This is a genomic window from Anaerobacillus alkalidiazotrophicus (assembly GCF_001866055.1).
Genome location: NZ_MLQS01000030.1, coordinates 257761 through 274356, shown reverse-complemented (window position 1 = coordinate 274356; position 16596 = coordinate 257761). Strand labels below are relative to the sequence as shown.

The window sequence follows — 16596 nt, the reverse complement described above, 5'->3', positions numbered from 1 at the left end:
GATTTAATGAATTTCACAATTCATTTTTTGTCAATAAGATACTATATCTAGTTAGTCGAACCAGTAACTAGATATAGATTTTTGCGGCTGATTTTTGGTAATTATGAATTTCGATCAATTGTTATATTTAATCACGAAATACTTCTTTTTACCACGTCGGACAATTGTAAACTGATTTTCAATCCGATCTTGAGTAGTAATCACTTTGTCTAGTTCAGTTGTGCGGACACCATTAACATAAATAGCACCATTCTGAATATCTTCTCTCCCTTGGCGCTTTGATGGTGAAATTTTAGCAGTAACTAACAAATCTAATAAGCTAATTTCTTTCTCACTACTTTCAAAAGACGGAACATCTTTAAAGCCTTGCTTTATTTCATTAGCATTCAAGTCTGCAATATTTCCACTAAACAATGCTTCTGAAATTCGAATTGCTTGAGATAATGCTTCTTTTCCATGAACAAGCTGTGTTACTTCTTCTGCTAATTTTCTTTGAGCACTTCTCTTTTCAGGTGCTGTACGTACTTCCTCCTCTAAGACATTAATTTCTTCATGACTTAGGAAAGTGAAGTATTTTAAGAACTTAACAACGTCACGATCATCAGTATTTATAAAAAACTGATAAAGTTCATACGGAGAGGTTTTTTCTTCATCTAACCATATTGCTCCACCTTCAGTTTTACCAAATTTAGTTCCATCACTTTTCGTTACCAATGGAATTGTAAAACCAAAAGCTTTCGCTTCACCTTCTGTTGACTTTCTAATCAACTCAAGTCCTGCTGTAATATTCCCCCACTGATCACTTCCACCAATTTGCAAACGACAATTTTCATTTTCATACAACTTCAAAAAGTCAAAAGATTGTAAAATCATGTAACTAAATTCAGTAAACGAAATCCCTGTTTGAATTCTTGACTCAACTGAGTCTTTCGCTAACATATAATTCAGTCCAAAATTCTTACCTACATCTCTTAAAAACGAAATAACATCTAAACTCCCAATCCAGTCGTAATTATTAACCGTTTTTGCAGCATTGTCTCCACTAAAATCCAAAAAACGAGATAATTGTTCTCTAATGCGATTACTAAATTGGATAACAATTTCTTTTTCATTTAAAGTACGTTCAGCTTTTTTTCCACTCGGATCTCCAATTAATCCCGTAGCCCCCCCAACAAGAGCAAGAGGTTTATTTCCAGATAATTGAAAACGACGTAACGTTAATACTGTTAATAAATGACCAATATGCAAGCTATCTGCAGTCGGATCGAATCCACAGTATAATGTTACTTGTCCTTCTTCTAATTGCTTTTTTAATCCTTCTAAATCTGTTACTTGATTGATCAAACCTCGATATTCTAAATCCTTTAATAAATCCATTTTTTTCTCTCCTTATTTTGATGACAAATTTGACTTTAAACCATGCCGTTTTTTAAACCGTTCCTTTTTACTTTAATTGAAATTTTATATACATTAATGAATTTCATAATACAGATTTTTCTCAACTTGGAAACTGTATCTATTAATTGTGCATTTCAACTAGGTATAGTTTTACGTGGTTGAATTAGTAAAAAAATTTCAATAAAGTACAAAAAAAGTCCGCCCCAAAGAAGGGACGAACTTACGATCGCGGTACCACCCTTGTTGAAAGTAATGAATACTTCCCACCTCGGAAATATAACGGATTAACCGTCCACTGCTAGTTAAATATACAAATAATATTTGTTCACAGAGGATGCTCTTGGAAGTAATTCATAAGTATTTTTGTACTGGTTTTCAGCTTCCACCAGCTCTCTAAAACAGGGAAATACTTACTACTGTCTCCATTCATAGCTTAGCCTTATTTAAATATATTATTGGTTAATTTTTATCAAAAAAATACCAACGTGTCAATATTTCTTTTTTCGTTAACATTCAAACAATAAATCGACAATGTATGCTATAATGTTTGTTGATTATGTAGGAGGTATTATTTATGGATAATAAACGGTCTGAACGACGCTTCTCAATCAATATGATTGCCAAATTTTTAAGTGAAAAAAAGATATTTAAAAGCTTTCGTATAACATATCAAGTAGTTTGGAATTTACTGTTAATATTCCTTATTTGCTTTGTTTCACTTGCTCTTTTTGTAGGTGGGGCAGGCGCAGGTTATTTTGCATCTCTTGTAATGGACGAAGAAATACGTAGCAAAGAAGAAATGAAAATGGATATTTACAATTATGAAGAAATTTCAGAAGTTTTCTTTGCAGACAACGTACTCCTCGGTGCATTACCTTCTGAATTAGAACGAAGAGAAGTTCAACTAGAAGATGTCTCTGATCATTTGATTAATGCTATTATCGCAACAGAAGATGAGTATTTTTTCGAACATGAGGGAATTGTACCTAAAGCTATTTTAAGAGCAACTTATCAGGAATTTTCCAATTCCTCACTTCAAACCGGTGGAAGCACTTTAACGCAACAGTTAATTAAAAACCAAATTTTAACAAACGAAGTTTCATTTGATCGCAAAGCCAAAGAAATTCTATTAGCAATGCGCTTAGAAAACTTTTTTGAAAAAGAGGAAATTTTAGCAGCATATTTAAATGTTGTCCCTTTTGGAAGAAATGCTAATGGAAGAAATATCGCTGGAGTTCAAGCTGCTGCTCAAGGGATATTTGGAGTTGACGCTAAAGATCTTTCGCTTCCACAAGCTGCTTACATTGCTGGCTTACCTCAAAGTCCTTTTGGCTACACTCCATTTTTATCACAAGGTCGAGGTGTGAAAGAAAATTTAGACCCATCGTTAAACCGGATGAGAACTGTGTTAACGAGAATGCGAGAAAAAGGCTATATAAACGAAAAAGAATTTGAAGAAGCATTAAATTATGATATTAGAGCTAACTTAACGGACCCACTTCCATCAAGTCATCAAAAATATGGAGCACTTATGCAAGAAGCAGAAAGAAGAGCCATTGAAATATTCTCAAATAAGTTAATGGAAGATGACGAGGTAAACCTTAATGAAATAGAAGATCGTGATGAAAGAATAATATTACAAAGCCAATACCGTGAAAAAGCTCGTCGTGACTTACGCAGAGATGGTTATCAAATACACATGACCATTAATAAGGAAATTTATGATGCTCATCAAGAAGTAATAAAAAACAATAACTTATTCGGACCTGCTAATAAACTAGGTGAACCTGAAGAAGTAGGAGCGATTTTACTTGATAATAAAACTGGAGCAATTATTTCATTTGTCAGTGGGCGAGACTTTCAACGGCAAAGCTTAAACCATGCTACTCAAGCGTATCGGCAAAATGGCTCAACGATGAAACCATTATTAGCTTATGCTCCAGCAATGGAACTAGGTGCAATTCAACCAGGTTATATTATGGCTGATACACCGTATTATTACAAAAGCAATCCTAATAAGGCGGTAACAAACTTTGGCAATAACCATTTGGGATTAATGACTGTAAGAGAAGCACTGCAACGATCCAGAAATGTTCCGGCTGTAAAAGCCTTTAATATGATACCGCAAAATTATGGTCGTGAATTATTACTTAAAATGAGGATTACAAACTTACATCCAAATGAGCCATTTGAATCTACTTCTTTAGGTGGTCTTATGTATGGTGTTACGGTTGAACAAAATACTAATGCCTACTCTGTTTTTGCTAATGAAGGGAAGTTTATTCCATCATACATGATTGAAAAAATTGTAGCTAAAGATGGCGAAATTATTTATAACCATGAACATGAAGAAATTGAAGTTTTCTCTCCACAAACTGCGTATTTAACACTTGATGTGCTAAGGGATGTCCAAGTCTCTCCTGGTACAGCTTCAAGATTACCAGGAATGCTAAATTTCCGAACTGACCTTGCTGGTAAAACCGGTACAACGAGTGACACCTATGACTCATGGTACGTAGGGTTTAATCCAAACTTTACTATGGGGGTATGGATTGGTTATGATACTAACAGTCCACTACAGGGACAAACCGGACCAAGAACACAGCAAATTTGGGCTAGTCTTGCTAATGCTGCACATAAGATTGATCCTGGTTTTATTGGTACAAACGAAAGGTTTAAAATGCCGAGTGGTATCGTACGTCAATCATTTTGCGGAGTAACTGGACTATTACCATCTGACTTATGTCGGGAAGCAGGTCTTGTAAAAACAGATTTATTTAATGCTAAATATACCCCTAATAAGGTTGATAATAGCTTAGAAAGAGTAAATTTTGTAATGCTTAATGGTAAACCATACCTAGCATTAGCGAATTCACCACAAGAATTTACACAAAGAGGAATTTCAATTAAAGGTGACTTGTTTAAAGATATTAACAATATCTTAGATTATCTCCCTAATAATTGGGGTAAAATTATTCCCGATCAAACGGCTAAAGACAATGGAAAAACACCTAGTCGATTGACTACGGTCATCAATGAAAACGGAAATCTTAAGTGGCAAAAGCACCCGGATAACGATATCATAGGCTATCGAATCTACCGTGCTCCAAATGGGAGTGGTAATTTCACACGTTATCAAAGCATTAGATCAGATCAAGAGCTTTCCATCACATTAAGTAGCGGAGCCTTTGCCTACAAAGTAACTGCAGTTGATGTTGTCGGAAGGGAATCAGAAGCATCATCTCAAATCATTACTGGTAATTGGCAAGAAAAAATACCGGATGATAATGCAGATAGTGATGATGAAAAGAAAAATGAGAGTAAAAAAGAGGAAAACAACAAAGATAATAAAAAGCAACCTAGTAATAATGATGAAAACAACGAAGATAATAAAAAGCAACCTAGTAATAATGATGAAAACAACGAAGATAATAAAAAGCAACCTAGTAATAATGATGAAAACGATGGAAATGGCAACAATGGAGAGAGTGAAAATCCTCCAAACTCTACAGATTAATATATTTTACCAATTTCACCCGGCTTATCTTTAGCCGGGTTTTTTTAAACAAAACTAATAGAATGTTAAACTTTGAATGCTCGCTTATCCTATAATGCCATGCCAAATTCGTTTTCCTTATTTAAAGAAGCGAAAGAAACAAAATCACAGTTGAAACTGTACTCGCTCATATACGTGACTTAAAAGAAAGTAGTTTTAAGTTTGTAAATTTGATTCGAATCTAATTAATTTATTCCACACTTTGAAAGTGAAAAAAGTGGAAGCATTCACAGTTTTTGCTTCCACTGACTTTTTACAGTATTTTCTCTAGCATATTTTGAACAATAGTATAAGAACGTTCTGATGCGAGCTTAGTAAATTCGGTAAAATTAACATTTGCTTCACCATTGGCTTTGTCTGACATTGATCTAATCACAACAAAAGGTATACTATTTAACATTGCCACATGTGCAACAGAAGCCCCTTCCATCTCCACACATTTCCCTGAAAATACTTTGTCAAGCTCTTCTACCTTTTTATGATCAGCAATAAATTGATCTCCACTTAATACCCTTCCAGTTACTACATTTACTCCTTCCAAGCAACTTGAAGCTTGTTGAGCTAACTCTATAAGCTCACTATCAGCTGGAAAATCAGAAGAAAAATCAAACATCGGTACTTCACCTTTTTTAAACCCTAATGCAGATGCATCAAGATCGTGCTGGACTGCACTAGTAGAAATAACAATATCACCAATATTTAAATCATGGTCAACAGCACCTGCTACTCCTGTAAAAATAATTTTGGAAACAGAAAAGTGATCGATAAGAAGTTGAGTAGTAATGGCAGCATTGACTTTTCCAACCCCAGATTTACAAATCACTACGTCTTTTCCTTTAAAAATGCCAACATAAAAAGTTATTGTTGCTTTTACAACTTCTTCTTTAAATTCAATGCTTTCCTTAAATAATCTTATCTCCTCATCCATTGCTCCTATTATTCCAATTACCACTTTATGCACCCTCTCAAAATATTTTGATCCGACCTTTAGAGGCAGTTAACCCACAGCAAAACTTTTCAATTTCTAAAAGTTTTGCTGTGGTGTTTTACCGCTCCTTAAGAACCGAATATTTATGTAGTTTATAATAACAACATTAACATTCTACCCTCTCTCCAAAAAAATATAAAGAAACCTAGGTAATACCTAGGTTTTAATATAATTCATTTTCATTATAGTTAGGATCAGAGATAACAATAACAACACGGCGATTTTTTTGTAGGTTTTCTTTTGTTGTATTTGGAACAACAGGCCTAGTATCTCCATATCCTACTGCTAAAAACCGATAAGGATCAATATCGTTATTTTCTATTAAAAAACGAATGACACTACTTGCTCTTGCCCCAGAAAGCTCCCAATTAGAAGGGTAACGAAAGGTATTAATTGGTCTACTATCAGTATGGCCTTCTACCTTTACTAAATTCGGTATCGACTCTAGTAAAGTAGCTACCTTTGTTAAAAAAGGCTTTGCACCATCAAGTATTTGTGCTTCTCCTGTTTCAAATAATGTCCGCTCTTGAAGGACAAGAACTACTCCACGATCATCTCTAGAGGCTGAAATTACTTCATTCAACTGATTATCTATTAAGAATTGTTTCACTTCTTCATACAAGTTGTTTAATTCCTGATTAGTTAGCTCCTCTTTTAACACGTCCTTAAACGGATCGATAACATCATCAAAAGGATCTCTTTTAATTTCGATATCTTCAGCTGGATGATCGAAAGGAATTAATGATGGATAAAACTCAAACATAGCTCGTTGTTGAAAAGACTCAGCAACTGCACGGAATTTTGACGCATCAACAACAGACATAGAAAATAAAAGGATAAAAAAGACTAAAATTAGAGTCATTAAGTCAGAAAAGGTTACCATCCACTTTGGCGCACCTTTATCTTGCTTTTGCTGGCGCCTACGCTCCATCAACTGCCACTCCTTCACTCTCTTCAATGTCTCTTTGTTTACTTGTCTCAGGTAAAAATGCACTTAGCTTTTCTTCTAATATTTTTGGATTTTGTCCTGATTGAACACCAATAACTCCTTCAACGATAATTTGTTTTACAAATACTTCTTCTTCAGTCTTATTTGCTAGTTTACTAGCCATCGGAATAAAAACTAAGTTAGCAAGTAATGTACCATAAAGTGTCGTAATTAGTGCAATAGCCATATTGGGTCCTAAAGTTGCAGGATCATTTAAGTTTTGTAGCATTAATACTAAACCAATGAGAGTTCCAATCATTCCCCAAGCTGGTGCGTACTCTCCGCACTTTTCAATGATTAGGCGTCCTTTCCTATGTCTTTCTTCAGTAGCAACAACCTCAGCCATCATAATGTCTTTAATAATATCAGGTTCAATTCCATCAACAGCTAATAAAACCCCTTTTCTAATAAAAGGATCGTCTACTTCCTCAAGTGAAACCTCTAAAGCCAAAAGTCCTTCACGTCTAGCTTTTGTTGACAAATCAACAAAAGTGTCAATTAACGTAGGTAAATCTTGTTGCGCTTCTCGAAAGGCTTCACGAAGCACTTTCGGAACAAGTTTAACTTCAGCTAACGAGAAATTAATCATTATAGCCCCAACCAAACCACCAATTACAATCAAAACAGAAGATATATGGATAAAATATGCTACACCTGATGGCCCCGCATTATTTAATATCGCAAACATTATTGCTATAATACCAGCTACAATTCCTATTGGTGTCATTATGTCAAATTTTTTCATAAACCTCTCCCTAACTACAATACATAAGATATCTTTAAATCTTAATGAGAGAACTCTAGCTTCTGCATGCCATCTAAACAAAAACTAAAGTTTCTCACCTTTATTTGGTTGATTGTCTAAATTCAATACGATGAGGTAATAAGACAACTTCGTCTGAGACCTCTTCCTTATTCATATACTTTGTCAACAAACGCATTGAAACTGCACCAATATCATACATTGGCTGAACAACAGATGTTAAAGTTGGACGAACCATTGCTGCTAACCTTGTGTTATCAAATCCAATTACCTCAATATCATTCGGTACATTGTAACCTTTATCTTGAGCACCATGAATAATTCCTAATGCCATTTCATCAGTACCTGCAAATATTGCTGTTGGACGTTCATTTAATCCTAAAAACATTTCCATTGCTTCAATTCCTGAATCATATGTGTAATCACCAATCACAACATAATCATCATTAAAAGTGATATTCGCTTCCTCAATTGCTCTACGGTAACCAGCATACTTTTGGTATCCGTTTACTGGATCTTCTAGTGAACCTGATAGCATAGCAACTTTCGTATGACCATTTTCTATTAAGAACTTTACTGCATCGTAAGCAGCTTGTTCATAATTAATATTAACAGAAGGAAACTCTTTTCCTGGATCCACAGTTGCTGATAATACGATTGGAACAGGTGAACGTTTAAATTGTTCTACATGTTCTTCCGTTATTTGACTGCCCATAAATACTATTCCATCCACTTGTTTTTCAAGTAGCGTATTTAAAAGATGAATTTCTTTCTCCTTGTTATGATCAGAGTTACATAGGATGATATTGTATTTATACATTGTTGCTATATCTTCAATTCCTCTCGCTAATTCAGAGAAAAAGATACTAGAGATATCCGGGATAATTACTCCAACAGTAGTTGTTCGTTTACTTGCTAAACCACGTGCAACTGCATTAGGGCGATAACCTAGTCTTTCAATTGCTTCTAATACTTTCTTTCTTGTTGTTGGTTTTACATTTGGATTTCCATTAACTACACGAGAAACGGTTGCCATCGATACTCCTGCTTCTCTTGCAACATCGTAAATTGTTGTATTCACTGATACGTAAGCCTCCTCTATTTTACCAGTAATTGGTTTTCATGTTTTCATGATTTTAATGCTATAATACGACACATTTAGGAGGTCTGCAATCACTTACTGTACTTATATCGACAAAAAACATTCATTTTTTAATTGAAATGAACATTTTAAATCTTAACAATTTATACCATTCGTGATTTCTAGCCCTAATGTTATTGTACACCACAATCGACAAAAGAGTGTATAATTGATTTATTTTTCATTTTATTTTTACAAATTTCGATTATTTATACAACCATTTTCTGTTAGGATATCTCCAATTTTGAATTCGTATACTTTTACTCATAAAGCTGAACTTCAATCAGTGGGGGTTTTCCTTCATCCCCCACTGATGAAAGTTATTCTATATCGGACCTTTAGGGGCAGTTAATCCCCCACCTCTAAGCGTAGCGTAGGTGGGAACTTCCATTCAGGTGGAGTTGAGACTCCATCTGAAATTCCGATGTTCTAGCGAAGCTAGAACGAGTTCTCTTACTGTTCCACTAATAGAAACATACATTTAATTGCTAATGAGATATTTCACAATAACGTTTGTTACACGGTGTTATGTCTCTAAATTTTGTACCCATAAGAATATATAAAAAACCTTCCACATAATCTGCAGAAGGCCGTTAGTATCTATTATTTTTATAGTTTGTATAACCCTGAACCTCGGAGGTCATCCATAAATTTAGCAAATTGATCGAAATCCATTTGTTGTGCTGAATCGGAGAGGGCTACTGCTGGATCTGGATGCACTTCAGCCATCACTGCATCAGCCCCAATTGCAAGTGCTGCTTTAGCAGTTGGAAGTAGTAGGTCTCTTCTTCCTGTCGAATGTGTAACATCAACTAATACCGGTAAGTGTGTTTCCTGCTTTAAAATTGGTACAGCCGAAATATCTAATGTGTTACGAGTTGCTTTTTCATACGTCCGAATTCCTCGTTCGCATAACATGATATTTCCGTTCCCTTTTGAAATAATGTACTCAGCTGCATTAATAAATTCCTCAATTGTTGCCGATAAACCACGCTTTAATAATACTGGTTTTTTAACTGACCCCGCCGCTTTTAGTAATTCAAAATTTTGCATGTTCCTTGCACCTATTTGAATTACATCAATATATTCAACAGCTACTTCTATATCTTTAGGATCAACAATTTCACTAATAACTGCCATATTAAATTCATCAGCTACTCGCTTTAATATTTTTAACCCTTCTAGTCCAAGTCCCTGGAAATCATAAGGAGAAGTTCTTGGTTTAAATGCTCCACCTCGAAGCAACTTTACCCCTTGCTCTTTTAACACTTTAGCAACACTAGCAACTTGTTCATAGCTCTCTACTGAACAAGGTCCAGCAATTAAACGTTGCTTACCATCACCAATTGTTTCACCTTTAACATCAACAATTGTATCTTCAGGTTGATTCTTTCTAGAAACTAACAAAGTGTTTCGACTATCATCTTCTTGGAGTTCTAGACTTAATTTAAAGATTTGTTTAAATATATGTTGTAACGTTGCGGTATCAAATGGGCCTTCATTCTTTTCTGCAATCATATCTAACATTTTTCTTTCACGGACTGGATCAAAACGATTTACACCCTGTGTTTTTTTTACTTGACCAATTTCTTGAACTAATTTAGCCCTTTCATTAATGATATCCAATAATTTAAGGTTAACATCATCTAACTTAACTCTCAACTGTTCTAATTGTTCATTCCCCATTGTTACCACACTCCTCAATTAGTATTTAAAAGTTTTGAAAAATATGTTACATTTCTTATAAGTTAGGGATTATTATAAACGATTATAATTTACTTGTCACGACTTTTATCTTTATTGATTAAACGCTTTTAAGCACTAAAGTACTGTGATTGTATATTACAATACCTTTATGAAACTATTATATTAATAGTAACTAATTTAAAAAACTTTAAACAATTTATCTAAGTAGGTGTAATAAATGACATCACATTCTGATTTACCAATTTTCGGTTTAGATATCGGTACTCGATCTGTTGTTGGTTTATTATTAAAGAATAATAAACCAGGCTATGAAATTCTAGATGTTGAAATTCAAGAACATGAAGATCGTTCAATGCTAGATGGACAAATTCATAATGTTCTTTCCGTCACAAAAGTCATTACTTCTATTAAAGAAAAGTTAGAGCACAAACATGGACCTTTACGTAAAGTATGTGTAGCAGCTGCAGGTCGCTCCCTAAAAACTAAAAGAGCAATTGTTGCACTTGACATATCAAAAAAACCAATATTTGAACACCAAGATATATTACATTTAGAACTTAGTGCTGTCCAAAAAGCACAATATGAAATAGCAAAAGAGTATGAAGGCAAAAGTGTTAATTATTTCTGCGTTGGGTATTCAGTTTTATCCTATCAATTAGACGGAGAAGAAATTGGAAGTCTTGTTGATCAAAGCGGGTATATTGCTTCAGTTGAAGTAATTGCCACCTTCTTACCTAAGGTAGTTGTAGAGTCACTACTTGCTGCTCTAAGTCGTTCTGGATTAGAGCTTGAAGCATTAACACTAGAACCAATTGCTGCAATTAATGTCCTAATTCCACCTACAATGAGACGGTTAAATGTTGCACTTGTAGATATCGGTGCTGGTACTTCCGATATTGCCATCACCGATTCAGGGACTGTTACAGCTTATGGCATGGTCCCTATTGCCGGGGATGAAATTACTGAAGCAATTAGTGATCACTTTCTATTAGATTTTCCGGAAGCTGAAATTGTAAAACGACAATTAACATCGCAAGATGAAGTAGTGCTTACTGATATTCTTGGTTTTGAAACTTCCTTTTCAAAAGAAGATATTATTGAACCTATATCAAAAGCTATTGAAACTCTCGCTACCGAAATAACAACAGAAATTCTTAACCTAAATAAAAAATCACCCAAAGCTGTAATGCTAGTTGGCGGTGGTAGCCTTACTCCTAACTTAGCTCGATACATTGCCAATTCGTTACAATTACCTGAAAATAGAGTTGCCGTAAGGGGAATTGATGCAATTAAGTCTCTGATTATTCCTGAAGATATAAAAGCTGGTCCAGAGCTCGTCACACCTATTGGAATAGCAATTGCAGCGAAAGAAAGTCCAGTTGAGTATGTAAGTATTAAGGTAAACGACCAAATAATTCGACTCTTTGATATTAAAAAGTTAACGGTGGGTGATGGGTTATTAGCTGCAGGTATAGAGCTTTCAAAACTTTACGGTAAACCTGGCATGGCTATTATGGTAAAAGTAAATGAACGATTAATTTCTATTCCAGGAGAACACGGACAACCACCAAGATTAGAGAAAAATCACCAATCCTGTAGCCTAGATACACCATTGAAAGACGGAGACACAATCATTGCTCAAAGTGGTGCCAATGGAAAAGATGCCAAGGCTACCATTAGTGACGTAATTGAAACACTACCAACGAAAGCAATATCTATAAATGGGAAAATGTATAATCTACAGGCAACTATCATAAAAAATGGACAACAGGCACTACTAACGGAGAAAATTGAGGACAGAGATGAAATAATAGTCCAATCAGCTAATTCAATCGAAGAAGTACTGGCTTCATTAAAGTTGTATGATATGATCGAGCAAATAAAACCTTTTAACGTACATATTAATGGAAGCCAAGTTATTTTTAACGTTGAAGACACATTAGTAAAAAACGGCAAAAAAACTACCAAGAATGCTCTAGTCCAAGATGGAGACTTTTTGTTGATAAAAATGAAAAGCCAACCATTCATCACTCTTGAAGAATTGCTTATTCAGGAAAAAATTGAAGCTAGTTATAATATTACTGTATATTTCAATGGAGAATCCATTGAAATATCTAAACCATTAGTCATTCCAAAACGAGGGGATGAATTACTTACTGAAAAAAGTCGTATATACGCTGGGGATAGTCTAACAATCACCTTGAACAAAAAGGAGACATTTATTTTTCAGGATATCTTTCGATTTGTTGACTTCAACTTAACAGCACAAGAAAATAAAACACTTATTATTTTGAGAAATGAAAAGGATGCTACTTTTTCAACTCCAATTCATAATGGTGATCACCTCGAAATAAAATGGGCGGAAAAAAAAAGTAATAAAAGCTAGGACAATTCCTAGCTTTTTTATTTATGTATTGGTGTTCTCTTTCAAGTTTTTATACGTAATATTCCAATGGGAAGTATGCCAGATAACATTTTTGTTTTTAAACAGCAAAACCTGAGGACTTTCATGTTTAATTGCAAATTTCTCAGCTACTTCGTTTGAAAAAGCTCTTTCTTCTTGAACATTTAAGTAGTAAACCGATTCTTCTTGTTCAGTTGCAAATTTATTATACTCTTGAAGTGCTTCATGACTTATTGGACACGTGATACTATTTTTCAACAAAATTAATGAATTTTTTTCCTGTAGTAATTGATCTAACTCTTGGAACGATGTAAGCTTAATTAGCGCCATTTCTTACTCTCCTTTTTTAGAAAACTCTAATTTTCACAAATAACTTATCAGTAGCGAAATCATTAGTTTTAGTATCATTATCTTACACATTTACTTTATATTTAGAAAATGAAGGCCTGTCGTTTCATTGACAGCCTTCATTTATTAAAAAACAAAATAACTATTTGATTATATTTAGGCTTTTGTAGGTGCGACCTCTTCTTTGGCCTCATCATTAATTGTATCTTCTTGGACAACCACTTCATGAAGTTCCGCAACTTCATTACGGACAGTTTCTGCAATTACTGAACTACTACTTCTTAAATCCTCGGTTAATTCGTCAGCAGATTGACTTATTTCCTCAACATCGCGCTTTACGCTTTCTGATAATTCTTTTACACGATTTAATAATTGTGTGGATTGCTCTGAAACCGCCTTGACAAGAGTTGAAGATTTTTCTTTTGCAAACGAAGCATATTCTGTACCTTTTTCAAATGCCGTATGAGTGATTTCATTAGTTTTATCACGAGCTGATTGTGCTTGGATATTAATATCTTCTCTTAACTCTTTTCCAGATTTAGGAGCCAGTAAAAGAGCAGATGCAGCACCGACCAATCCTCCAACTAATGCCCCAATAAAAAAATCTTTCGTGTTCATGTTATTATCGTTACTCATGCATTCGTCCTCCTTATTAGTGTTTTATTTTCACCTATAAAAAAATATAGGAAAATCGCTCTATTAAGTTTCAGACTTATTTTGTCCTGCTTCCTTTTTCGCCTTCCACTTTGCATATAAATCGATCAACATATTTCCCCATTGAACTGTCTGTGCAATATTATCAGATTGCTTATCTACTGATTTAGAAACAGAATTAGACACTTTTTGGATGGAACGATTTAAGCTACTTATGGATCCGCCGAGATCTTTCACAGAGTCAAACACTGTATTTAAAGACTTAGACTTCTCTTGAAAATCATCAGCTAACTGATTTGTTCTATGTATTAGTTCTGTAGTTTCCTTCGTGAGACCTTCCATTTGGTTATTTAATCGTTCCAATGTAATAGCAACGCCCATTAAAGTTTTTTGAACAGTACTTAATGTTTTCGAAACAAAAACGACTAATACTGTAAAAGCTATAGCTACAAGGGCAATACTTAAATACAATATCCATTCCATTGTACACACCCCCATTCTCTCTTCTTATCTATTATCTTATAAAACCTATACCCTTTACAAAATATCCTAAACGTAGTAATGGTATACACTTGCCTAGTATTAGTTTTATTTGACTTTCTATATACTAGCATTTCTTTACTTATTCTACAAAACATCTACTTTTCCTCTCAAAAAAACTAAGTGTTTTAGGAAAATCAATAATTTGCATCCTAAACTCGACTCAATTTTCACAAAAATATTTACTACAGTGTTACTATTTTTTATGCTTCGTAGTAAGCTTCCTCGAAGCAGTGTTTTCTGCGACGAGTAATCGCAGCAGCAATTGTTTTCCGTGCGACGAGTAATCGCAGGAGCAAAGCTGCATGAAGCTAATGAACGGGGGATTTCAAGAAGTAATTGAAGTAAGTTACTTGCCTGAAGTGACCGAGCTACAAGGCTGCTTGCGCTAGACAGTTTCCAAGTTAGAAATGCTTTCTTACCCTGAAATTAAAAAGTTCTACGTTACTATCATAATCCGCAACTTTAAACTTTCTAACGTGAAAAAAGGTAATTGAAAATAGACGAAAAGATGTTATAAGGGTAAACTATTTTTAGATACAAAAGGAGGTATTTACGTAAATGAGAGATCCACGTATTCAAACTTTAGCGAGAAATTTAATAAATTATTCGGTAAGGCTACAAAAAGGAGAAAGTGTCTTAATTGAAAATTTCGGCATACAAAAAGAACTTGTAAAAGCATTAGTTGAAGAAGCATACAAAGCGGGTGGAAATCCCTTTGTTTCTCTTAAAGATCACCAGATAGACCGTAGTTTATTACTTCATGCAAATGAAAAACAAATGAACATGATGGCTGATTTTGAAGCAAACGTTATGAAAAATATGAATGCCTACATAGGTTTACGTGCTGGAGATAACATAAGTGAGTTATCTGACATTCCTTCAGAGAAAATGGCATTGCATGGGAAAACGGTAGGGAAAAAAGTACATAGAGAAATACGTGTTCCGAAAACGAAATGGGTTGTGCTTCGCTATCCAAGTGCCTCTATGGCGCAATTAGCTGGACTAAGTACAGAAGCCTTTGAAAATTTTTATTTCGACGTTTGTAATTTAGATTATGGCAAAATGAGTCAAGCGATGGATTCTTTAGTAGATTTGATGAATAAGACAGATAAAGTACGAATTACTGGAGATGGAACTGATCTAACTTTTTCTATCAAAGATATCCCAACTGTCAAATGTGCAGGAGAAATGAATATTCCTGATGGTGAAGTATATACTGCACCTGTTAAAGATTCCGTTAACGGAACTATATCATATAATACCCCTTCTCCTTATCAAGGCTTTACATTTGAAAATATTAAATTGACATTTAAAGACGGAAAGATTATCGAGGCAACAGCAAACGCTTCAGATCGCATCAACAATATTTTTAATACAGATGAAGGCGCTCGTTACATTGGTGAATTTGCGATTGGAGTCAACCCTTACATACAGCATCCAATGAAAGACATTTTATTTGATGAAAAAATTGACGGCAGCTTCCACTTTACACCAGGGCAATGTTATGACGATGCTTTTAATGGAAATCATTCATCTATTCATTGGGACATCGTTCATATTCAACGCCCAGAATATGGTGGTGGTGAGATGTACTTTGATGGTGTGTTAATCCGTAAGGACGGACGTTTCGTCATTGAAGAATTATATCCATTAAACCCAGAAAACCTAAAATAATAGGAGTGAGATTCATCTAACTAGAACTTGTAGGTTAAAGAATTTCATCATTCATTATTTTCGCCACTAAGATGCTATAACTAGTTTCGTTGAAACATTCGTAACTAGTTATAGGGTTATGTGACTCATTTTTGGTAATTAAGAACTTCACTCATAGTAAAAAAATAATTAATTAAAATAATTATCCATTTCTAATAAAGCTGAACTTCAATCAGTGGGGGTTTTCCTTCATCCCCCACTGATTGTTAGTTCAACTTATACCACGGGCATAAGAATAACTAATCATCAGCTTTCTCTGATGAAAGTTATTCTATATCGGACCTTTAGGGGCAGTTTATCCCCCACCTAAACTTCTCGATTTTCTTTAGTTTTGAGGTGGGGGTCTTACTACCCATTAAGAGTAAGATAAAATAGGTATTCAGAGTGACTATC

12 protein-coding genes and 1 other annotated feature are annotated in these 16596 nt (G+C 34.4%); of the genes, 3 read left to right on the top strand and 9 right to left on the bottom strand.

Features of this window, described 5'->3' with window-relative positions:
* Positions 1-114 precede the first annotated feature (114 nt).
* Positions 115-1377: a tyrosine--tRNA ligase gene (gene tyrS, locus BKP45_RS17350; RefSeq protein ID WP_071389847.1), complete on the bottom strand. Its 1263-nt coding sequence runs from the start codon at positions 1375-1377 to the stop codon at positions 115-117.
* A 228-nt stretch (positions 1378-1605) separates the two neighbouring features.
* Positions 1606-1837 (bottom strand) — a binding site (T-box leader).
* 135 nt (positions 1838-1972) lie between these two features.
* Between tyrS and BKP45_RS17345 the strand changes: the two genes are divergently transcribed.
* Positions 1973-4915: a transglycosylase domain-containing protein gene (locus tag BKP45_RS17345; protein WP_071389846.1), complete on the top strand. Its 2943-nt coding sequence runs from the start codon at positions 1973-1975 to the stop codon at positions 4913-4915.
* 292 nt (positions 4916-5207) lie between these two features.
* Here the strand turns inward: BKP45_RS17345 and BKP45_RS17340 are convergent, their stop codons facing one another.
* The 5 genes from BKP45_RS17340 to BKP45_RS17320 form a co-directional block, all read right to left on the bottom strand.
* Complete coding sequence (locus BKP45_RS17340; protein ID WP_071389845.1) at positions 5208-5906, bottom strand: 5'-methylthioadenosine/adenosylhomocysteine nucleosidase; 699 nt, start codon at positions 5904-5906, stop codon at positions 5208-5210.
* 199 nt (positions 5907-6105) lie between these two features.
* Positions 6106-6873: a flagellar motor protein MotS gene (gene motS / locus BKP45_RS17335; RefSeq protein ID WP_071389844.1), complete on the bottom strand. Its 768-nt coding sequence runs from the start codon at positions 6871-6873 to the stop codon at positions 6106-6108.
* Positions 6863-7675, bottom strand: a complete 813-nt coding sequence (gene motP, locus BKP45_RS17330; RefSeq protein WP_071389843.1) for a flagellar motor protein MotP — start codon at positions 7673-7675, stop codon at positions 6863-6865. Before motP ends, motS begins: the two co-directional genes overlap by 11 nt.
* Before the next feature lie 100 nt (positions 7676-7775).
* Complete coding sequence (ccpA, locus tag BKP45_RS17325) at positions 7776-8774, bottom strand: catabolite control protein A (protein ID WP_071389842.1); 999 nt, start codon at positions 8772-8774, stop codon at positions 7776-7778.
* A 669-nt stretch (positions 8775-9443) separates the two neighbouring features.
* Positions 9444-10520: a bifunctional 3-deoxy-7-phosphoheptulonate synthase/chorismate mutase gene (locus tag BKP45_RS17320; RefSeq protein ID WP_071389841.1), complete on the bottom strand. Its 1077-nt coding sequence runs from the start codon at positions 10518-10520 to the stop codon at positions 9444-9446.
* A gap of 238 nt (positions 10521-10758) precedes the next feature.
* Here BKP45_RS17320 and BKP45_RS17315 point away from each other — a divergent pair, with 238 nt between their 5' ends.
* The gene (locus BKP45_RS17315) at positions 10759-12927 is read left to right on the top strand and encodes a cell division protein FtsA (protein ID WP_071389840.1); all 2169 of its coding nucleotides are present in this window, start codon (positions 10759-10761) and stop codon (positions 12925-12927) included.
* A gap of 21 nt (positions 12928-12948) precedes the next feature.
* Here the strand turns inward: BKP45_RS17315 and ytxJ are convergent, their stop codons facing one another.
* The 3 genes from ytxJ to BKP45_RS17300 all read right to left on the bottom strand — a co-directional run bounded on the left by ytxJ (position 12949) and on the right by BKP45_RS17300 (position 14430).
* A complete protein-coding gene (ytxJ, locus tag BKP45_RS17310; protein ID WP_071389839.1) occupies positions 12949-13275 on the bottom strand; it encodes a bacillithiol system redox-active protein YtxJ in 327 nt (108 codons plus the stop codon).
* 174 nt (positions 13276-13449) lie between these two features.
* Positions 13450-13929, bottom strand: a complete 480-nt coding sequence (locus BKP45_RS17305) for a YtxH domain-containing protein (RefSeq protein ID WP_071389838.1) — start codon at positions 13927-13929, stop codon at positions 13450-13452.
* 63 nt (positions 13930-13992) lie between these two features.
* Complete coding sequence (locus BKP45_RS17300; protein ID WP_071389837.1) at positions 13993-14430, bottom strand: DUF948 domain-containing protein; 438 nt, start codon at positions 14428-14430, stop codon at positions 13993-13995.
* A gap of 618 nt (positions 14431-15048) precedes the next feature.
* Here BKP45_RS17300 and BKP45_RS17295 point away from each other — a divergent pair.
* Positions 15049-16164, top strand: coding sequence for an aminopeptidase (locus BKP45_RS17295; RefSeq protein ID WP_071389836.1), 1116 nt, complete (start codon positions 15049-15051; stop codon positions 16162-16164).
* Positions 16165-16596 lie beyond the last annotated feature (432 nt).